This window comes from Microcoleus sp. Pol14D4, from assembly GCF_036701245.1.
Taxonomy (GTDB): Bacteria; Cyanobacteriota; Cyanobacteriia; order Cyanobacteriales; family Microcoleaceae; genus Microcoleus.
In genome coordinates this window covers 42,499-62,603 of record NZ_JAUBQM010000016.1, presented here as the reverse complement: position 1 = coordinate 62,603, position 20,105 = coordinate 42,499, and the positions used below count along the sequence as shown (strand labels likewise).

14 protein-coding genes are annotated in these 20,105 nt (G+C 49.6%); 9 read left to right on the top strand and 5 right to left on the bottom strand.

Annotation, left to right across the window (positions count from 1 at the left end):
- Positions 1 to 748: 748 nt before the first annotated feature.
- Positions 749 to 4,864 carry a CHAT domain-containing protein gene (locus QUA33_RS08990; protein WP_333148191.1) on the top strand — a complete coding sequence of 1,372 codons (4,116 nt, stop codon included), beginning with the start codon at positions 749 to 751 and terminating at the stop codon, positions 4,862 to 4,864.
- On the opposite strand, the gene QUA33_RS08985 is transcribed toward QUA33_RS08990, so the two are convergent.
- Both QUA33_RS08985 and QUA33_RS08980 read right to left on the bottom strand, forming a co-directional pair.
- Positions 4,839 to 5,033 carry a hypothetical protein gene (locus tag QUA33_RS08985; protein WP_333148189.1) on the bottom strand — a complete coding sequence of 65 codons (195 nt, stop codon included), beginning with the start codon at positions 5,031 to 5,033 and terminating at the stop codon, positions 4,839 to 4,841. The two genes, QUA33_RS08990 and QUA33_RS08985, sit on opposite strands and share 26 nt — an antisense overlap.
- Positions 5,034 to 5,395: 362 nt before the next feature.
- Positions 5,396 to 6,304 carry an Rpn family recombination-promoting nuclease/putative transposase gene (locus tag QUA33_RS08980; protein ID WP_333148187.1) on the bottom strand — a complete coding sequence of 303 codons (909 nt, stop codon included), beginning with the start codon at positions 6,302 to 6,304 and terminating at the stop codon, positions 5,396 to 5,398.
- Between the two features lie 677 nt (positions 6,305 to 6,981).
- Between QUA33_RS08980 and ccsB the strand changes: the two genes are divergently transcribed.
- The 3 genes from ccsB (at position 6,982) to tilS (ending at position 10,031) form a co-directional block, all read left to right on the top strand.
- Positions 6,982 to 8,052: a c-type cytochrome biogenesis protein CcsB gene (gene ccsB / locus QUA33_RS08975; protein ID WP_333148186.1), complete on the top strand. Its 1,071-nt coding sequence runs from the start codon at positions 6,982 to 6,984 to the stop codon at positions 8,050 to 8,052.
- 280 nt (positions 8,053 to 8,332) lie between these two features.
- Positions 8,333 to 8,758: a KGK domain-containing protein gene (locus tag QUA33_RS08970; RefSeq protein WP_333148183.1), complete on the top strand. Its 426-nt coding sequence runs from the start codon at positions 8,333 to 8,335 to the stop codon at positions 8,756 to 8,758.
- A 127-nt stretch (positions 8,759 to 8,885) separates the two neighbouring features.
- Positions 8,886 to 10,031 carry a tRNA lysidine(34) synthetase TilS gene (gene tilS / locus QUA33_RS08965; protein WP_333148181.1) on the top strand — a complete coding sequence of 382 codons (1,146 nt, stop codon included), beginning with the start codon at positions 8,886 to 8,888 and terminating at the stop codon, positions 10,029 to 10,031.
- On the opposite strand, the gene hmpF is transcribed toward tilS, so the two are convergent.
- The 3 genes from hmpF to QUA33_RS08950 all read right to left on the bottom strand — a co-directional run bounded on the left by hmpF (position 10,028) and on the right by QUA33_RS08950 (position 13,061).
- Positions 10,028 to 11,773 (bottom strand): pilus motility taxis protein HmpF, encoded by a 1,746-nt coding sequence (gene hmpF / locus QUA33_RS08960; RefSeq protein WP_333148179.1) that lies wholly within the window; start codon positions 11,771 to 11,773, stop codon positions 10,028 to 10,030. The two genes, tilS and hmpF, sit on opposite strands and share 4 nt — an antisense overlap.
- Positions 11,774 to 11,924: 151 nt before the next feature.
- Positions 11,925 to 12,203 carry a hypothetical protein gene (locus QUA33_RS08955; protein ID WP_333148177.1) on the bottom strand — a complete coding sequence of 93 codons (279 nt, stop codon included), beginning with the start codon at positions 12,201 to 12,203 and terminating at the stop codon, positions 11,925 to 11,927.
- A gap of 585 nt (positions 12,204 to 12,788) precedes the next feature.
- On the bottom strand, positions 12,789 to 13,061 hold the full coding sequence (locus QUA33_RS08950) for a hypothetical protein (RefSeq protein ID WP_333097412.1): 273 nt from the start codon (positions 13,059 to 13,061) through the stop codon (positions 12,789 to 12,791).
- Positions 13,062 to 13,420: 359 nt separating this feature from the next.
- Between QUA33_RS08950 and QUA33_RS08945 the strand changes: the two genes are divergently transcribed.
- From QUA33_RS08945 to QUA33_RS08925, 5 genes are all read left to right on the top strand, one after another.
- A complete protein-coding gene (locus QUA33_RS08945) occupies positions 13,421 to 14,659 on the top strand; it encodes a response regulator (RefSeq protein WP_333066407.1) in 1,239 nt (412 codons plus the stop codon).
- 489 nt (positions 14,660 to 15,148) lie between these two features.
- Positions 15,149 to 15,334, top strand: a complete 186-nt coding sequence (locus QUA33_RS08940; protein WP_333148175.1) for a hypothetical protein — start codon at positions 15,149 to 15,151, stop codon at positions 15,332 to 15,334.
- A gap of 22 nt (positions 15,335 to 15,356) precedes the next feature.
- Positions 15,357 to 15,890, top strand: a complete 534-nt coding sequence (locus tag QUA33_RS08935; RefSeq protein WP_190661936.1) for a chemotaxis protein CheW — start codon at positions 15,357 to 15,359, stop codon at positions 15,888 to 15,890.
- Positions 15,891 to 16,037: 147 nt separating this feature from the next.
- On the top strand, positions 16,038 to 19,133 hold the full coding sequence (locus QUA33_RS08930; protein WP_333148173.1) for a methyl-accepting chemotaxis protein: 3,096 nt from the start codon (positions 16,038 to 16,040) through the stop codon (positions 19,131 to 19,133).
- A gap of 57 nt (positions 19,134 to 19,190) precedes the next feature.
- On the top strand, positions 19,191 to 20,090 hold the full coding sequence (locus QUA33_RS08925; RefSeq protein ID WP_333148231.1) for an HNH endonuclease: 900 nt from the start codon (positions 19,191 to 19,193) through the stop codon (positions 20,088 to 20,090).
- Positions 20,091 to 20,105 lie beyond the last annotated feature (15 nt).

The window sequence follows — 20,105 nt, the reverse complement described above, 5'->3', positions numbered from 1 at the left end:
GCAAGAAGCAAGGACAGGACTTACGGATAAATACTAAAGAAACCGGGTTTTTTTATCGTTTCTGCAGGCTGCAACTAATTATTTTCGTTAACAAACCCGGTTTCTATGCAGCCTTGCGTCTAGGACTACCAAAGAAACCGAGTTTTTTAAGCCTTGGACTGCAACTAAGTGTTTTCGTAAAAAAACAGGGTTTCTGCGTCCAGGAATGAAGAAGCAATCGACCGTTTCTGACGCACCCTACACTTTATATACGCGTTGCGTCCTGGACTTCTTATTTTTGTCATATTTTTAACAGTCGGCAATTGTAGAGCCGGCTTTTTTTGTTCTTTTTTATAAAAGGAAAAGAAAAAAATTTTCCTTGGATTTTTATCGGTCAGTTCTGGGCGCAGAAGCCGATTTTTTAAAGGGCCATACTTCCTTCAAACTCTCACTAATGTAAAAAAACGGTTTCTCGGGGTCGGAGTGCGTCTAGGAAAGCCAGCTTTTTTTATATGTCATCCGGAAGATACAGCTTCTAGGCATTGCGAGTTATATTTAGATTGTGGAGAAGATACGCTCGGGGAATTGCAAATGCAGAGGCAAATTTTACAGGGAAATTTTCCTCAGTGAGTCGGGAAAGTCAGTCGGGAACGCACTTGCAGTCCGAAACCCGGTAGCTTCATAAATATACAGCCTTTAACTCCAATTTTTCAGAGAAACTAGGTTTATTTACATAATTTCTGTGTATATATTTTACGATTAAAAACCTATGGAAACCGCCAAAAATATTATTCAAATAAAGGCTAAATTGCTGTCCAAAAAAAGAATAAGCAAACTGGCAGTTTATCTGCCAATTATCTTAATAAACCTTTACTTTTTGCAAGCAAAAGCGGAAGCTCAAACAATTGTTCCAGCGGCGGAGGCAACGGGTACTACCGTCACTCCTGCAGCCCAAAACGGAACTCCTGGGCAGCAAACTCGCTTCGATATTGAAGGCGGACAATTATCGAGCGATCGACAAAATCTCTTCCACAGCTTTACAGAATTCGGCTTGTCGGAAAATCAGATTGCCAACTTTATATCAAACCCCAACATTCGCAACATTTTAGCGGGAATAGGCGGCGGCAACCCCTCGATTATTAACGGCTTAATTCAAGTAACCGGCGGCAATTCTAACTTGTTTCTAATGAATCCATCCGGCATCATATTTGGCAACAGTGCCAGCTTAAACGTGCCGGCTTCTTTCACCGCAACCACCGCCACCGCTATTGGATTTGGTTCTAACTCGTTTAACGCTGTCGGTAGTAGCACTTACACATCTCTGACAGGCGCGCCCAATTCCTTTTCTTTTGGGGCCGATCGGGCAGGGGCAATTATCAGCACGGCAGACTTAGCAGTCAAGTCAGGACAGAACTTAACCTTGCTCGGCGGTACCGTTGTCAGCACAGGCAGCCTTTCTGCCCCAGACGGTCAAATTACCGTAGCATCAGTCTCCGGGACAAATTTAGTGCGCGTCAGCCAGCGAGGCAATTTGCTGAGTTTGGAAATCGAGCCGCCCTCAGCGACCAGCAGCACAGAAACATCCAGCACAGCTTCGACATTCTCGATCGCATCCTTGCCCGAACTGCTCACAGGCATCGGTGAAACAAACGCCACAGGCATCAGCGTCAATGCCAGCGGTGAAGTGGTACTCACGGCGTCTAACCGAGCCGTAGCGGCGGGGGACGTTGCACTAAAAGATGGAAACGCTCGGGCGATCGACATTCAAGCAGCCAACAGCATTGCAGTCAGCGGAAACCTGACAACTTCCCAAGGTGGCCCAATCGCCCTAGAAGCTAGTGGAGACATTAGCACTGCGGATCTCGACTCCCACTCCGACACCACCGCAGGCGGCAACATCACCGTCACCAGCCGTACAGGAAAAGTAGAAACAGGCAATATCAACGCAGGGTCGATCGACAAAACCAGCAACGCCGGAGACGTTAGTATTGCAGCACCCTCAAGCAGCATTCAAACAGGGTTCATAGACGCCAACTCCGAAGAAAAACAAGGAGGCGCAGTCACTCTCAACGCCCGCAACGATATCGAAGTAACCCATATCAACACCGAAGGCCGAACAGGCGGAGGAGAGATTGACATTACAGCCGGCGGTAATTTCCTAGCTACAGGCACTTTCACAAACGATAACAACTGCTTGTCGCAAGCTTGCAGCATTTCCGCATCCACGACTGGTAGCGCCAATGGTGGAGATATCACCATTCGCCACGGTGGCGAAGCCTCGAACACTCCTTTCGCCGTCGGGCCAGACTATAACAGACTCAACGGTACTGCTGGCAGCATTGCCACTGGGGGTCCAAAGAAGGAAAATGTGATTACACAGGGAAGTTATTTCAGCCCCGACCCTCAGATAGTACAGCCGACCCAAATTAACATTACGGCTTCTTCAGTATCGCCAGCACCGACACCAGCACCGACACCAGCACCGACACCAGCACCGACACCAGCACCGACACCAGCACCGACACCAGCACCGACACCCGCACCCGCACCAACACCCGCTCCCGCGCCAACACCAGCGCCAACACCCGCTCCCGCGCCAACACCCGCTCCCGCGCCAACACCAGCGCCAACACCCGCACCCGCGCCAACACCCGCACCCGCGCCAACACCAGCGCCAACACCCGCACCCGCGCCAACACCCGCTCCCGCTCCCGCACCCGCGCCAGCGCCAACACCCGCGCCAACACCCGCGCCAACACCAGCGCCAGCGCCCGCGCCCGCGCCAGCGCCAACACCAGCGCCAACACCCGCGCCAGCGCCCGCGCCAGCACCGGAACCAGCACCAGCGCCAGCACCAGCGCCAACTCCTGCACCAACACCCGCGCCAGCGCCCGCGCCAGCACCCGCACCAGCGCCCGCACCAGCACCAGCACCCGCCCCAGCGCCCGCACCCGCACCAGCACCAGCACCAGCGCCCGCACCCGCACCAGCACCAGCACCCGCCCCAGCGCCCGCACCCGCCCCAGCGCCCGCACCAGCACCAGCGCCAGCACCAGCGCCAGCACCAGCGCCCGCGCCAGTACCGGTCTCAAATTTGCCACCAGCACCGACAATTACTCAAAATCCAGCACCGGTCTCAAATTTGCCACCAGCACCAGCGCCCGCGCCAGCACCAGTCTCAAATGTGCCACCAGCACCGACAATTACTCAAAATCCCTCGCCGGTCTCAAATGTGCCACCAGCACCGACAATTACTCAAAATCCAGCACCAGTCTCAAATGTGCCACCAGCACCAACTGTTACTCAAAATCCAGCACCAATCTCAAATGTGCCACCAGCACCAACTGTTACTCAAAATCCAGCACCAGTCTCAAATGTGCCACCAGCACCGACCATTACTCAAAATCCAGTGGTTGCGCCTGTTGCTGCGCCGATAAATCTCGCACCGATACCGAAACCGGAGCTCGCAGCAAACCAGCCACCCAGCACAAATCGTTTATTTTCGCCCAGCCTGCAAGAGCAAAACCAGATATCTAATTCCTTGCAACAGCGCATTTCACCTCCCGCGTCTGGGAATCTTGACGCTTCCAATTTGCCAACTAACGTCGATGCCGTTATTTTTCCCGTGGAGGAGAGATTTACCAGGGAGTTTGCCGATTACCTAAATTTGCCATCAACAAATACGATCGCCACCCTAGAAGATGCCCAAAATACCCTTCGCAGTGTCCAACAAGCCACAGGCATCAAACCAGCTCTCATTTATATCAGCTTTGTACCCAGGGGTTCTACAGTCGATCGGCCTGACAGCAGTTCGTCCATCTTGCGCGTAGAACAGCAAATCCAAGCTTCTGACGAACTGGAAATGATAGTGATCGCGCCGGAAGGCGTACCCGTTCGCCAGCGCATCCCTGGAACCTCTCGCGCCCAGGTAATGGAAGCTGTTCGGAAATTTCGCGATGAACTGACTAATCCGGTAAAGCGCAACACTAAAAGTTATTTGCCCTTAGCTCAGCAACTCTACCAGTGGATGGTAGCGCCGCTCGAAGCAGAACTGCAAGCCAAAGGCATTGAGAATTTATCTTTTATCTCAGATATGGGGTTGCGATCGATACCGATGGGTGCCCTGCACGACGGCAAAGGCTTTCTGGTAGAGCGTTACAGTGTTGGATCGATGCCGAGTCTGAGTTTGACAGATACCAGCCCCGCCAATTTCAAAAATACCCAAGTTCTGGCAATGGGGGCGTCGCAATTTCCAGAGATGAGTCCTTTGCCTGCGGTGGAAATAGAAGTATCGACAATCACCCCGCAGCAGTGGCCGGGTAAGTCTTTCTTGAATGAAGCTTTCACCCTGGCCAATTTGAAATCGCAGCGCCAGCAGCAGCCTTTTGGGATGATTCACTTGGCTACCCACGCCGAATTTCGATCGGGAGACCCCAGCCACTCCTTTATTCAGTTGTGGGATACTAAATTGCGTTTGGATCAGTTGCGGCAAATGAATTGGCACAGCCCGCAAGTGGAAATGTTAGTTTTGAGTGCTTGCAAGACTGCTGTGGGCGATCGAGAGGCCGAGTTGGGCTTTGGCGGGTTAGCCGTGCAAGCCGGGGTTAAATCGGCTATGGCGACTCTTTGGTATGTCAGCGACGAGGGCAGTTTAGGATTGATGACGGAGTTTTACGGCCGGTTAAAAACTGCTCCGATTAAAGCAGAAGCACTGCGGCAAGCGCAATTAGCGATGTTGCGGGGAGAAGTGCGAATTGAAGGGGGGATGCTGCACACTTCTGTTGGCAATCTGCCGTTACCGCCGGAGTTGGCAAACACGACGAGTCAGAATTTCTCTCATCCTTATTATTGGTCTGCTTTTAGAATGATTGGCAATCCTTGGTAATAAGGTTTGTTTTAGTCGATCGACTGTTGGCTAATTGTGCGAGAGTTCGATCGGCGGCGTTGGGGAATATGGGTATAATCGATCGCAATTTAGAGCGCTCTTTCGGCGTTTTTGCGATCGTTTCAGACCTGGATTCAGCAACGCCCATCTTTTCTTGTGGAATGGCCATCTTGCCCGTCTTAGCTATTTTTTGCAAGAGGTCTAATTTAACATAAGTCTGTGGGTAAGCTGTGGAGCATTTAAATTGGAAATTCGGGACAGGCTAGAAGCACGTCCCACAAAAGTTTTATTGATTTTTAACACACAATTTAAATGTAGAACAGCTTGCGATCGCCCAAAACATCTTCCACCATCATCAATCAGCTTCTAAATCGCCGGAAGAATGCCCGATCGCACCCTGAACATCCTCTCAGCAACGGCGGATGCACCAAAAGAACCCTAAAACCCAGGAAATAGAGGGGGGGTACGTTTGATGTGTTGGTGCGCGTAAATGGCCCGATCGCCCCCTCAAGTGCAATTCCTAACCTCGTATCAATCTCCCTGCGGCAAATTCTCCAGCCAAACCTCTAAATCCTCGATCGACTGAAAATCTAACAATTCCTCTGCTAGAGTTTCAATTTGCTCGATCGACAAATCAGCAATTCTAGTCGTGATAGATTCCGGTAATGTTCCAACTCGCCGATTTAACAGACGGCGATTTAACTGACGTAAAATCAAGGCTCTTCCTTCTTGTTCGCGGCCTTGCACAATCCCTTGCACAATGCCTTGTTCAATACCTTGCTCAATGCCTTCTTCCTTAGCTTCCCGATAAAACCGAGTTTCCTCAAGCGTAATCCCTAACATCGCCTCTGCCTCCCTTCGGTTCAAATTTGTAAACTTGTAAACCAGTATCGTCGTCAGCATCTCTATTATGGCGCGACTCGCTGCCTCAGATTCCTCCCGCTGCGATCGCGCCAGCAACAATCGCGCCGCTTCCGGCGTACTCGCTTCGTCGATCGTCGTCAAAGCCATCAGCGCCACCCCCAGCGGCAACTGTTCAATATCCCCCAACTCATCCAAATATACCCGATGCACCTGATTGCAGTTCAAGAGCGCTCTATACGGATGCGTTTCTGATTGTTCAGTCGATCGACTCGGATAAATTACCACCGCTTCCCAATCTGTAAATCGCTGACGGTTGCGATAAAAATACAAAAACGACTCACCAAACAATCGCTCATAAAGCAATTCATCCCGCTGAAACTGCACCTCACAGAAATATACAACTCCCGGCTCAGCATCCGGTGGCAAAAACACCCCATCAATTTCAAACTTCGGTTCCTTCACAGCAACGGAGTCAAATCGATACTGTTCCGCATTCGATGGTGACTCTTCCAATAGCTCAAACAGCAGCGTCGGAGCTTCTTGAAATAACTTGTAAAATATTGAATCTCGACGCATTAACCCAACCTCTCCTCTAACCTATGCAACTCATCCAACCGTCAGTCGATTTTAGATTTTAGATTTTAGATTTTAGATTTTAGATTTGACTCGCCTTGATAAATCTGGGAGGTTGAGCTTTAGTCTAAAATTTGGGGAGTATCCACAACCATTGTCCGGGGCTTCCGTTTTTTTGCTGGTTGCAAAAACAGCAAATGGGTAATCAGCTCAATCAATTCTAAAGGATTCCAGATAGCCCCAGATCAAAAAACATCCTATATTTTCAGTCCTAGACGCACTCCCGACAAAGAAACCGGGTTTTTTTACTTAATCTTCGAGTACGAACAAAGGATTTTTCTAAAAAAACCCGGTTTCTGGCCCCCCGTGCGTCAGTCCTAATTGTGTTAATCGGCGATCGAATTTCGCCCATCAGCATTCCGTGTTTCCTTCCTTGGAACTCGTCCAACCTCAAGCCCTCAGCCAGAATCAACAAGCGTGACTTGACGGGGTGACACTCGTCTGGTGGGTCAATAGTAGCTTGTTTGATGCGTCCGCGCGATCGCCCACTCGCACCTCAACCACCGCCAACCACTCATAATTGCCACAAAAATTCAAAATCCCAAACCCAAAACTGCCCAACCCCAGTACGATCGATCTAGTTAGCAAAAATAAGTAAAAACACTACCGGAGTAATTTTTATGGATCTGGTTGTACTCCAGAACTGGCTGGACAACATCTCCTTTGCCGTTTTGTTCTCAACAATGCTCATTTACTGGGTTGGCGCAGCATTCCCCGGCATTCCCTACCTGGGGGCCCTAGGAACAGCAGGAATGGCCGTCGCCAACCTATCCATCGCCGCTTTACTCGGTTCTCGATGGATAGAAGCCGGCTACTTCCCCTTAAGCAATCTCTACGAATCCCTATTTTTCCTAGTTTGGGGAATCACCGCCATCCACCTAGTCGCGGAAAACATGAGTCGTTCCCGCTTAGTAGGAGTAGCCACATCCCCCGTAGCAATGGCAATATCCGCCTTTGCAGCCCTGACTCTGCCCGCAACCATGCAATCTGCAGAGCCCCTAGTACCCGCCCTCAAATCAAACTGGCTGATGATGCACGTTAGCGTCATGATGCTTAGTTACTCAACTTTAATGGTAGGAGCGCTACTGGCGATCGCCTTTTTAATCGTCACCCGCGGCCAAAAAATCGAACTCACCGGTAGTTCCTTCGGCACCAACAGCAACCGCAACGGCAACTACCGCCTCCAACGCCCTCAAAACCCCGAACCTCAAAATGCAGAAACCAGCGCCGACAGCGCCTTAGTTTTCAGCGAACCCTCTTTCAACTCCAACAATAACGGTTTAGGCACCACCGCAGTGCTCGAATTAGCCACCGTTCAAACCGCATCAACCGCCCCAACTCAAACCGCAGAACTTCTATCGCCCCAGCGCTTGAATCTAGCAGAAACTCTTGATAACATTAGCTATCGCATCATCGGTTTAGGATTCCCTTTACTGACAGTTGGCATTATTGCCGGTGCGGTTTGGGCTAACGAAGCTTGGGGATCATACTGGAGTTGGGACCCGAAAGAAACTTGGGCACTAATTACTTGGTTGGTATTTGCTGCCTACCTGCACGCCCGCATTACTCGCGGCTGGCAGGGAAGACGCCCAGCAATTTTAGCCGCCACAGGTTTTGTGGTAGTTTGGATTTGCTATCTAGGCGTTAATCTGTTAGGCAAAGGTTTACATTCCTACGGTTGGTTTTTCTAATTCCTGATCCACCAATGGGCCACAGAAGAACAGGATAAGTCAAAGAATCGGGATTAATATCATCTCCGCTTGTAGGGTGGGCAATTCCCACCTTACTCAACCAGCGAGATTCTAATAATTAACTCCATCTTCCTTCTTCCCTTTTTTATCCGATAATGTTCGCCGAAGACCCTTCTTCCTTCTTCTAACTTGGGTCTTCCTGACATCCGTGACATCCGTTGCATCCGTTACAAAATCTGTTGCCGAACTTCCTTCATTCATTAAAATAAGGACAATTAATATGGACGAATCGCCAATATTTCCCCAAGAAGACGATGTTGTTTCTGCCCCTACCAGTGCTTTGATGTATCAATGTACATTCAAAGTCAGCGAATTTATGGCAATTATGCAGGCGAAATTGGTAGACGAAAAATTATTTTCAGACGGTCTGGATTGCGAGCTATTAAGTGCTGGCAAAGACTGGACAAAAGGAAAACTTAGAATGCGTCTGGAGTTCATTCCGCTTGAATCTGAAATCAAAGAACAAAAAGCCCTTCCTGCCGCGGCCGAAAGATCGGACACCGTGCAAAACTACGCCGTAGATAGCTCAAATGAAACCGATATAGATGAGCCATTAAATCAATGTGGCCCAACAGAAATAAGTAATAATTTTCCTATTTCTAGGTATCCAGACCGCGACCCCCAAAGTATAGGAATGTGGAGCTAGAAAGGCAAAGACTCAGAGATTTGGAGAGGGGGATGCTTCCCCTTCTTTGCTCAAAATCCATCGGTTAAATCCCGTACACTGCTCGTTTTCTAACTTCCTGCTTTTTGCTTAATGAAAAACTGGTCTCATGGCTGAATCTTCCAATTGGACGCACCTGCACGCTCAAGTTCACAGGACGCTGCTGTACCGACAAATATTGCCATCGAATCAGCGCTTGCTAGTAGCAGTATCCGGCGGACAAGATTCTCTGTGTTTAATTAAATTACTGCTAGATTTGCAGCAAAAATGGGGGTGGAACCTAGCAATTGTTCACTGCGATCATCGTTGGCGTTCTGACTCGGAAGCCTCGGCAAATCATGTAGAACAATTAGCTAAAAGCTGGGGAATATCCTACTATTTGGAAACAGCCTCGGACATCCCCAAAACAGAAGCAGCGGCCAGACAGTGGCGATATCAAGCTTTAACCGAAATTGCGATCGCCCACCACTACCCCTACATTGTTACAGGCCACACAGCCAGCGATCGCGCCGAAACACTCCTCTACAACCTGATTCGCGGCAGTGGCGCCGACGGACTTTCTGCCCTCACCTGGACGCGACCCCTCGCCGATTTTGGATTGCCGATTTTAGATTTTAGATTGGGGAATTCCGGCGAAAATCCCAACTCCCAAATATCTGCCGATTTTAAATTGGAAAATCAGGATGAAAATTCCCAATCGAAAATCCAAAATCGAAAATATAAAATCTATTTAGTTCGTCCCTTGCTGGAAATAACTCGATCGCAAACAGGTCAATTTTGTCAAGAGCAAAAACTACCCATTTGGGAAGATTATACAAATCAAGACTTGCAATATAGTCGCAACCGGATTCGATCGGAATTATTGCCTTATTTGGAAACTCATTTCAACCCAAAAGCCCAACAAGCCCTAGCTCAAACAGCCGAACTCCTGCGCGCCGACGTAGAATATCTCGAACTTGCAGCCAGCGACTTGCTACAGCGAGCAATGTCTCCCATTGCAGACAGCCTGCTGGTGGATTTTCAACTTCCCGTCAAGTTAAATCGCCCGATTTTGCGGGAAGCACCCCTGGCTTTGCAGCGACGGGCAATGCGGCAACTACTGCAACAAATATTGCCCTCGGCGCCTAGTTTTGAAAGCGTAGAAAAACTAACCAGCTTAATCGTAGCGCCCAACCGATCGCAAACCGATCCATTTCCTGGAGGAGCGATCGGTCGAGTCGAACACCCTTCGATAATTTTAGATATTAAATTTTAAGCTGTGATCAAACCCGAAAGGACTTGTCGCAAATCGGAAACTACCCGATCTTGCTCCTCTCCTGTCTGCTGCACGCGATCGAGTTCCCCCGTCGCCGCTTCGAGCTTTTGGCGTAGCGCATTCAAATTGTCCTGCACCGGCTGCAACATTTCTTGATAAACATTCACTCTGCCCCAGAGTTGCGCCACTGCACCTTTCTGGTTGAACAAATTCTGCTCTAACTGCTTGAGTTCGTAGCGTTTAGCCTCACTTTCCCCATTTTGGCGGTTGACATTGGCCTCAATTTGGGATATAGCTTCCCGCACCTGCTGAATTTCGTTTTCCAGTCTTTGCAATTCTTGGCTTTGCTGCTGCCGCTGAGTATTGAGCTGTGCGACAATCGGTCCCAAATCAATATCTCCTTGCTCTTGTTTGGGAGCATTACCAGTACCCAGCCGCCGCCACAGGACCGCCTGATGCTGCTTTAAAACATCTTCCCGTTCCTGCAACCGGAGGCGCTGTCCCACCAGAGTTTCGTTTAACATCTGATAACTTTCGAGTTCATCTGCCATTTCATTTTCCAAAGCCATGCGATCGTACTCGGAAGCCGCTTGAATTTTCCCTTGCAGCTCCTCGATTGTCTCCCGCTGCAGAGTCAACTCCTCCTCTTGATCGTTAACAAACCGGAACACCTTTTCCAAATCGTGTTGCAGGTGTTGCACCAGTCCCTGTAACTCATCAACAGGCATCTTCTCCAAAGCTGACACATCTACTTTTTGCTCCGTACCGCCAGCACCCGAAGCAGATGCGAGCCTGGAAACTTGCTGGTAAAGATCCTCAACAGCCCGCACCTGCAAAGACATTGACTGAGCCTGGTCCTGCTTCGCGCTGAGGGTACTTTGCTGCCCTTTAAGCTCCGCCCGAGCCCCGGCCAAAGCATCTTGAGATTGGTACCACTCTTGCCAGCGGTTTTGGAGGCTCTGATTTTGTCGATCGACCTCTTCTTGTTGCTGTTGAGCTATGCTTTGTTTTTGCTCCAACTGCTGCCAGTGCTGATCCAGAATTGCCTGTTGAGCGCCCACGGCACTAAAAGACTGATTGAGTTGTTCCCGCACCCCTTGGGCAGAAGCAATTGCCCCTCCCAGCTTCTGCATCAACTCCTGAATCCTCTGGGTCTGCTGCTCGTCAACTACTGCCCCCTGCGGAACCTCAGATTGCTGCTGGGCCACCCGTTGCTGCTCGCCCCGCAACTGTTCCCAAGCGGTCTCAATTTCCACACGACTGCGATCGACTTCTTCTCGCAGTCGGTTAGCTTCATCTCGAGTATTTTCAATTTCTGAGCGCTGAGCTTCCAGTCGCTCCAACTCCTCTTCCATTTGAGCCAACTGCTCTTCGCGGGCTTGCATTTCCATTTCCCGGCGATTGAGTTCCTGACTCGAAAACGTCAGAGAAGCCTTCCACTGTTCAATTTCCTCTTCCTTATCTTTAAACTTGTCCTGCAATCGCGAGAAATTTTGCAGAATGCTCACCAACTGGCGGGCCGCCTCCTGAATCCGCTGCACTTGCTTGCTAGCGCTCAACTCAACCAGCACCAGCGTGCCGTCGTTAAACTTATTAGCTTCCTCAACTGGGATCGCGTCATCGCCTGGTACGGCGCTCCAGTTATGTTCGCCCCGCTGACAAGCTAGCAGTTTCAGTTCAGCCTTACCGCCACCGAGACCAAAGCCGCTTCTCTGTTTTTGTACTTCCGCTAGATACAGCACACTAATAGTCCTCTGCTTCGTAAAACCTATCCCAACTTACTTTAAGTTACTTAAAGGCCTAAAAGATAAGTGGTGTTTACTTCCTACGCTGTTGGGTAGACGGCTAATCCCAAGATAAGTAGGCTATCCCCCTTAAGCCAAAGGTTCTTGACTAAACATAGCACTGCGTGCGATCTTTAGTCAACTTACCTAAAGTAAACAAGTATAGGCAAGTAAGGATAACTTTTTGCCACTTAAGTCTTACTTTTTGGTATCGTTTGCCCAATCGGGGGATAGCATTTTTTTCTAACTTTTCTTCAGCACTCACGCATAGCACGTTCTCACGGGAGAACTTCCAGAAAGTACGGCCGCCGCCAGTTGTCTGGAGGAATGAGAGAGAAGTAACAATCCCGCTTGATTCAATACTAGCTCTCACTGCGGAGACTGCCATAGCCCAAACCTGAAAAAGGTCAGTCCTTGAACCTCCCCACGTCTAAAGCCGGGGGATTCTTGCCCACCTTCTAGACGACAATGGGACGTTCAAATATCGCTCTACTCACTCAAAGAACTTTACTTCTCCCGGAGCGCAGACTTGCTGAGTCCTTCATATTTTTAAGGTTGAACGTGACCTATGCTGCAATTATTTGCCCTTTAACTAATCCGAATTAATCGGATTAGTGCGTTGCCGGGGTTGCTCGCCGTCTAGGATATTTCAATGGGTTGAAAGTTATTCTTACTCTGGCGAATCGCTCTCTGCCAATTATACCACTCTGGTTTTAGCAACACAATCGTTTCACGAGACTTAAAAGTCACGAGACTTAAAAGTCCCTACCGACCGATCCCCAGGTCTAACTCCCCATGTCGTTAGCCTAGGGCTTGCCTCTGGCGTTTCGATCCAAAACTTTGTATTGATTTTACAACTCTTTCGTTATGGGTCGATCGCGATCGAAGCCGTTGCAGCCCCCAAGCTGGGGCCTTGCTCCGGCGGACTAGGGATTTGAACCGCGCTGCCTTAGAATAAGGTAATGACGCGAGCCTACGACGCTCGCCGCGGGCGAGCAAAAAGGTCGATCGGCACTGAGGGTTTTCCTGACAATTGCCAACAAAGGTTCATTTTGACAGCACCTAATTTTAGGGCTGTGGCAAACCCAAAAAAACCTCGATCGCAACTCATCCAACCCAACAGACTAGCCTCAAGTTCCCATTGGGGCTTGATTGGCACTTGCTGCTGGAGCAGCGGTAAAACCAGAGAATCCTCGGTATTTTGAAGTTGCCCTACGCCAAGATGTGTTGGATAAACTGACGGCATACTCAGCCAAAAACTTCAAAACTTTGGCTATCGAAGACTTGAACCAGTCGGGAATGCCAGCGTTGCACACTCGAAGAACCCGTGCCATCGTGCGATATGGATTCTACGAGTTTAGGCAATAGTGGGAATACTAAGGTGAAACTCTACACTTAGAGAATGCCGCGAGTTTCGCGGTTTCAGCTTGTGGACTGGTAGCGCGGCCGAGGAGCAGCAGCAAGTATCGCCCTTTCGTCAATTCCCAATTGTGAGATTGGCATCAGCGCGTAAATTATTGACGGAAACTAAAGTCAATCTTTTCGCCAGCACACAGTCTTTCCGAGCTCAGACGCCAACGGTTTTAAGGAGGACACTTTAGCTGCATGCAGGGAAATTTGAGTGAAATAGACATCCGCAGCATCCTGCAATTGATTGAGTTAGGTCAGCGAACCGGAGAACTGTTCGTAGAGGCCTACACCTCCACCGGCAGCAGCACGGGTACTCAACCTACCTCGCGCTCCCTTGCAGGACAATCCTGGTATGTCTTCTGCTTCAACGGTCAGATTATTTACGCTACCCAGAGTGCGGGCAGTTTGTTTCGCTTGCGCGACTACCTGCGCCGCTACAAAGCAGATACCGCCCTCGACAAAATCCAAGTTCCCTATATGGCATCTACCAATGCCCCAGAATACGGCTACCTATGGGCCCTGCTAGAAAACCACATCCTCACCCCAGCTCAAGGCCGCAACATCATCCAGAGCATGATCCACGAAACCCTATTTGACTTGCTGAGTCTCCACCAGGGTTCCTTCACTTTTGAAATGGGCCCAGCTTTGGCTCCTCAACTGACCAGCTTAGAAATTAGCTCGCTGCTGGCCAAGATTGTCAAACAGGTGCAGCAGTGGAAGCAGTTTCACCCTCACATTCAGTCGCCCAACCAATGCCCGGTGATTTCAGACCCCTCCGAGCTGCGAGTCGCGCTTCCTGTCAATACCTTTAATACTCTCAGACGCTGGGCCGACGGGCACACTTCGATCCGCCAAATGGCGCGCTACCTCAACCGAGACGTACTCACTGTCGCTAAGGCGATTTACCCCTTTGTGCAGCAGGGATTAGTGCAAGTATTTTACGAACCCTCTGTTGCCCCGGCCAACAATAAAAAAGAATGGTCGTCCCCAGAAACCAAAGTTCCGAGAGTTGTCTGTATTGACGACGACAATACTATTCGCAAAACAGTTGAGTCAATTTTAAATGAACACGGTTACGAAGCTACTACGATCGGCAATCCCCTCCAAGCATTGAGTTTGGTGTTTCAACTCAAACCAGATTTAATTCTGTGTGACATCGCCATGCCGGAACTCGACGGGTACGAAATTTGCGCTATGCTGCGTAGTTCTAGCGCTTTCCGGCAGACGCCGATCGTGATGCTGACGGGTATCGACGGATTTATCGATCGCGTTAAAGCCCGCATGGCTGGAGCTACAGACTTTTACACCAAACCTTTTGGTGAAAGCGAATTATTGATGCTGGTAGAAAAATATGTGGGTCCGGGCTACCCTCGGCTCAATCTCTCGGAAAAATTATTAGACCGCTCGCTAGAAGACCAATTAGAAGAAAAATAAATTTCGCACCCATGCCCAGACGGGAGCTTTTTTGTACCTGCGGTTAGATAGAGTCTCGGCCCCCACAAAGAGAAAGCTGGGGGTACTATTGGCGATCGCACCATAAACTAGAATGTATTAATCCGCGCGCTGGCATAAGGGCGTCGGTAAAACTCTGTTCAATTTCTAGGCCCAAGTGGGTCTAACACGCTCAAAGTGCAAATATAATATACTTGTTCTCCACTTGCAGCCGCTCCGAAAAACTGATGCACAGAGCTACTTATTGCTAGGTATTTCTGTACAAAGTCAGAGAGTGCAATTGTCAGTCTTAAGTGACTCCGTTTATGATTGTCGCGACACCAGCCATGTCAACAACTCCTCGCTAATCCGAGTATCGGTTTAGCATTTATCGCAGAAATTACCCAGAGTTTTACCAATTGAGACGGCGGTGGGAGTACAAAGTGAAGCTTTAGGGGTTTCAAATTAATTGTTCGTAGTCGATTTGAGCTAATGTGCCAGCAAAGGTCGCGCGAATTTAGTGATGTCAGTCAATTATTGACGGAGAAATTTTATTGCCAAGGATCTCAGGCAGTCGCGCCATTCACCCCTTGGCTGTGTCAAGCTTGGCTGTGTCAAGTTTCGACCATCGAAGTTCGATCGGGTTATTCTTGGCGGGAAACCTCAACAATTTGCTAGAAATGCAGGTGTCAGAATTATGATTAGCGGTAGCCCAGACTTTATATTACCAGGACTAGGCGTAGATCCGGCTCCGGAATTCCAAGAACTAGAAACTCCCGAAGGCGAGCTGCACCTGCGGTTCTACGTTCCTTCGGGGAACGAGTTCGCACTGCCAGCGACAGGGATTAGAGAGGTACTATCCCCTTCCCCAGACCGCATGACACCGATCCCCAACGTTTCCTCTTTGCTTTTAGGTACGCTAAATATGAGAGGACGAGTAATTTGGGTGGCAGACCTCGGCCAATTTCTGGGAGATCAAACACCTCTGAACACAGATAGACCCGAAATCCCGATCGTGGCTGTGGAAGACCAAGACACGATTTTGGGGCTGGCAGTCGATCGAATTGTGGGGATGGACTGGCTCGACGTAGAGCAACTGCACTCTCAGAACAATGCACCAGACGGCATGATTCCATTTCTGAGGGGAGAATGGATGTTAGGTGCACAAGCTCAGAAAGTGCTCCGACTGCTAGATCAAGTGAAAATTCTGCGCTCGGCGCGGTGGGCAGCGTGAAATCGATTTTAGATTTGCGATTTGCGATTTTCGATTGGGGTCTAACCATCAACAGTCACACAACTTGAGGCGCGCATCTAAACATTCAATTCAAGATAAAAATCTAAAATCTAAAATCTCAAATCTAAAATCCAAAGAGGGCGGCAAATGGCAACAAGTACCAACTTTCAGCAGGACTACCAACGGGCAGAAGCGGCCTACATGGATGGCAATTATTCCGAAGCCGCAGCCCTAGTTTATCAATTAGTAGAAGATTTTCCCGAAGACCCCAGCGCTCGCCTGCTGTGCGGACACATTTACTGCTACGGACTGCAACAGTATGAGGTGGCGCGGGAACAGTACACGGTTGTGCTAGGCCTGAGTGACGACCCGAGTTTGGTGGAACACGCTCACAACGGAATTACCTACACAGACCAATTTTTATCTGGAGAACTGCAAACGGAAAATTTCGAGGCTTTGTCTGCTGAAACTGAATTAGAATTCTACCCAGACTTATCTCTTGATGAAGGGTTAGAAGACCCGGATTTGGGACTTTTCCAAGGAAATTCACAATCCCTTTCCTATACAAGTCAATCCCCAGACGACATGGAAAACGAGGACTTGGCCGACTTGGGCATGAGTGGCTTGGAGTGGGAAGCAGAAGATGACGATCGCGCAGGCTCAGTCCCAGATTTAGCCTCACATTCTAACCCGTTTGGTGGCGACAGCGGCGGAATGGCAGCTTATGCTGAGACCTCCGACTCGCTAGACGACATAGACGAGTTTGCCGACTCGGGCTTTGGAGACCCTTTTGCCTTAGATGATGGAGGGTTTGATGCTGCTGAGGTGTCTAGCAGCAAAGCGTCTGGGAAAAGCCCACCTTACTCAGGAGATTCATTTTCCGAAGCTCCGACTCAGATGCTCAACGGTCAAAGTTTTGCCTCTTCAGAAACCGGGAATTCCTTCGACTCAAACCAACTAGACTCCCCCATCGATCCCTCGGACAATTTTGGCGAACCTTTTGCTGGGCTCGATTTGCCGGACGAATTCGACGATAACTCCGACTACGACTACCAATCCCCGCCCCAGAGCGGCCAAAATTACGGTCATAACGCACCTCTGGCAGAAGAGGAAGACCCGTTTGCCGAGGCGATGCCCTCGTCGGGTTTTGGGTCTTCTCGACCTCAAAACAAACAGCCGAATAACGGGTCGGACTACTCGTCAAACTATTCGCTGGCGGAAGACGAAACGCTGTTGATGGGAGGTGCTGTCCCCAACTCTCAAAGTCAAAGGTCGAGCCGGGGACAGTTTAATTCAGTCGATCCAGCATCCGCCAACAGCAACGGTTACAGCGACTCGGAACCCCCGGCATTTAGCTCTAGAGACAACTTCGAGTTAGATGCTTTTGAAGACGACGCTTTTAGCGATTCTTTCTCTTTCGACGAAAACGAACAAGCGACAGCTTTCGGCGCGTCCGACAAGAACAACAGTGGCTGGTCGTCAAAAGCAGGGAACGGTCAAGAACACAGCGACTTTTTAGACGAATTTGACGAGTTTGACGATTTGGGCAATTTGCCGGACTTTGATATCTCAGAAGATGCCACGAGTTCGATCCTGACTAGAGGTAACACCAATTTCGGCAACTCGACCAGCGGAATGATGGGGACGACCGGCAGCAGCCTGGACTTTGACAACAGCGATGGCTCAGCAATTCGGGATGACGAAATATTTAGCATAAGCGGCCCGGCTGATGCGTCTGTGCCGACTTTTTCTCCCACCGAAACAGAAGCGCTCGATACTTCGGTAACGGTAGAACAGGGGGGACTAGCTTTCTTGGAAAATGCCCCTTTGTTTACAAAACAGTTGTACACGGCAATCGGGGCGGGACTGGTTTCTCTGGTAGCTGTGGCTTTCGTCACGAACATTGCCTCCTATCAAGCTCTGCGGCAAGACAAACCGGAGGCGATCGTTTACCTGCGCCAAACAGGCTGGGTAATGACCGCAGCCGCAGGCTTTACCAGCTTTTTAACTTCTTGGGGCATCGGCCAGTTGATCGCCAAGCAGGTACGCAAGTCCTCGGATAATTTGCAAGCTCAGTTCGATGCCGTATCTCAAGGAACTTTGGATGCTCGCGCTACGGTTTACTCGGAAGATGAATTTGGCAAAATGGCTGCTAAATTCAACCACATGGCGAAGGTCATCCAAACCACGATTAGCGATACCAGGCGCAAGTCTGACGAGCAGGAACAGGCAAAAGAAGACTTGCAGCGCCAAGTGATTCGCTTGCTAGACGACGTGGAAGGAGCGGCCCGGGGCGACTTGACGGTGACTGCGGAAGTGACAGCAGACGTTTTGGGTGCTGTGGCTGACTCGTTTAACTTGACAATTCAAAATCTGCGCGAAATCGTCCATCAGGTAAAGCAGGCGGCTCGGGAGGTCAGCAAAGGCGCTACAGATAGTGCTAAGTTTGCGGGCGATTTGTCTTCCGACGCGCTGCGGCAAGCTGAGGAACTGGCGGCAACGCTCAATTCGGTGCAAGTCCTCACCGATGCGATTCAGCGGGTCGCAGAGAGCGCTAGAGAGGCGGAAGAAGTGGCCCGGGGCGCGGCGGCAACCGCTCTGAAAGGGGGCGAGGCTGTGGAGCGGACGGTGGCCGGGATTTTAGAAATCCGAGAAACTGTAGCAGAAACCACTAGAAAAGTCAAGCGGTTGGCGGAAGCTTCTCAAGAAATTTCTAAGATTGTGGCTTTAATTGCTACGATCGCCTCCCGGACGAACTTGTTGGCCCTCAACGCCAGTATTGAGGCGGCGAGAGCTGGGGAAGCGGGCAGGGGTTTTGCGATCGTGGCAGACGAGGTGCGACAATTGGCAGACCGATCGGCTAAGTCTTTGAAAGAAATCGAACAGATCGTGATGCAAATTCAAAGCGAAACCGGCGCGGTAATGACGGCGATGGAAGAAGGGACGCAGCAGGTTATTGAGGGGACAAAATTGGCAGAACAGGCGAAGCGATCGCTTGAAGATATCATTCAAGTAACTAATCGAATTGACGTGTTAGTGCGATCGATTACTGCCGACACTGTAGAGCAAAACGAAACAGCTCGCGCGGTCGCAAGTGTGATGCAGGCCGTGGAATTAACTGCTCAGGAAACGTCCCAAGAAGCGCAGCGAGTTTCGGGTGCTTTGCAAAATTTGGTGGGCGTTGCTCGCGACCTTTTGACATCGGTAGAAAGATTCCGAGTAGAAACAGCAGAAAGACAATAATCAATTGTCTAATGCTTTTTTTGCGGGCTGATTTACAAGCACGTTAGTGTGGCAACAATGATAGACAAAAAGCAGCCTCGCAGTCTTGAAACCGCTGCGGGGCTGCTAATCCAACACCTAAAGGAAGTAGGAGTTGCACAGATGGACAACATAGTAGAAGTAATTCCTGGCATCTTTGGTGAAATACAGCTGACGGGCTGTATTATCTGTACCCTATCAAAAAACAGCAGGGGCTATGCCAACAAAAGACTTAAAATTAACGGTGAATGGAAAACGCTGAATGTTCACCGTTTAGTATTAGAAAATATCTTAGGTCGTTCGATTAGATCGGAATACTTTGCTTGCCACACTTGCGATGTTCGCAACTGCATTAATCCTAACCATTTATGGGAAGGTTCTCGACTGGAAAATTCTCAAGACAGGTTTAAAAAAGGACTGATTAAAGATGTAGGAAGTACATCGGCTCCTCAACCTCAAAAAAAAGTGCGAGGTCGAGAAATAATTCCCGGCATTCGCGCTGAAATACAGCCGAATGGCTGCATGATTTGCACATTGGCTAAGCGAAGTGATGGTTACTCTGTTAAAACTATCAGAATTAACGGAAAAAATCAAAGTTTCTATCCCCACAGACTTGTACTGGAACACAAACTGGGACGGTCTGTTAAACCCGGTTATTTTGCGTGTCACAGTTGCGACGATCGCGGTTGTATCAATCCCGACCATTTGTGGGAAGGAACCCCCGCCGATAACTCCCGCGATGCTATAGAGAAAAACCGCTTTCCTTTCGTTCCAGGCAAGATATGTCCTAACCGCAAACTAAAACCCGAACAAGTGCGGGAGATTCGCTATCTTTTAAGTGAGGGCATATCGAAAGCAAAAATAGCCAGGACATTTGCGATATCTCGCAGTCAGATTATTCTCTTGGCAAGGGACGATATCTACAAAGAGCTTCTCTAGAACTACTAACATAGA

Coding starts and splice junctions, on each gene's coding strand:
- ccsB (WP_333148186.1), top strand. CDS start 6,982: ATGGATCTGGTTGTACTCCAGAACTGGCTGGACAACATCTCCTTTGCC.
- tilS (WP_333148181.1), top strand. CDS start 8,886: ATGGCTGAATCTTCCAATTGGACGCACCTGCACGCTCAAGTTCACAGG.
- QUA33_RS08940 (WP_333148175.1), top strand. CDS start 15,149: ATGTGCCAGCAAAGGTCGCGCGAATTTAGTGATGTCAGTCAATTATTG.
- QUA33_RS08985 (WP_333148189.1), bottom strand. CDS start 5,033: ATGGCCATTCCACAAGAAAAGATGGGCGTTGCTGAATCCAGGTCTGAA.
- QUA33_RS08950 (WP_333097412.1), bottom strand. CDS start 13,061: ATGCCGTCAGTTTATCCAACACATCTTGGCGTAGGGCAACTTCAAAAT.
- QUA33_RS08955 (WP_333148177.1), bottom strand. CDS start 12,203: ATGGCAGTCTCCGCAGTGAGAGCTAGTATTGAATCAAGCGGGATTGTT.
- QUA33_RS08930 (WP_333148173.1), top strand. CDS start 16,038: ATGGCAACAAGTACCAACTTTCAGCAGGACTACCAACGGGCAGAAGCG.
- QUA33_RS08945 (WP_333066407.1), top strand. CDS start 13,421: ATGCAGGGAAATTTGAGTGAAATAGACATCCGCAGCATCCTGCAATTG.
- QUA33_RS08970 (WP_333148183.1), top strand. CDS start 8,333: ATGGACGAATCGCCAATATTTCCCCAAGAAGACGATGTTGTTTCTGCC.
- QUA33_RS08980 (WP_333148187.1), bottom strand. CDS start 6,304: ATGCGTCGAGATTCAATATTTTACAAGTTATTTCAAGAAGCTCCGACG.
- QUA33_RS08990 (WP_333148191.1), top strand. CDS start 749: ATGGAAACCGCCAAAAATATTATTCAAATAAAGGCTAAATTGCTGTCC.
- QUA33_RS08925 (WP_333148231.1), top strand. CDS start 19,191: ATGATAGACAAAAAGCAGCCTCGCAGTCTTGAAACCGCTGCGGGGCTG.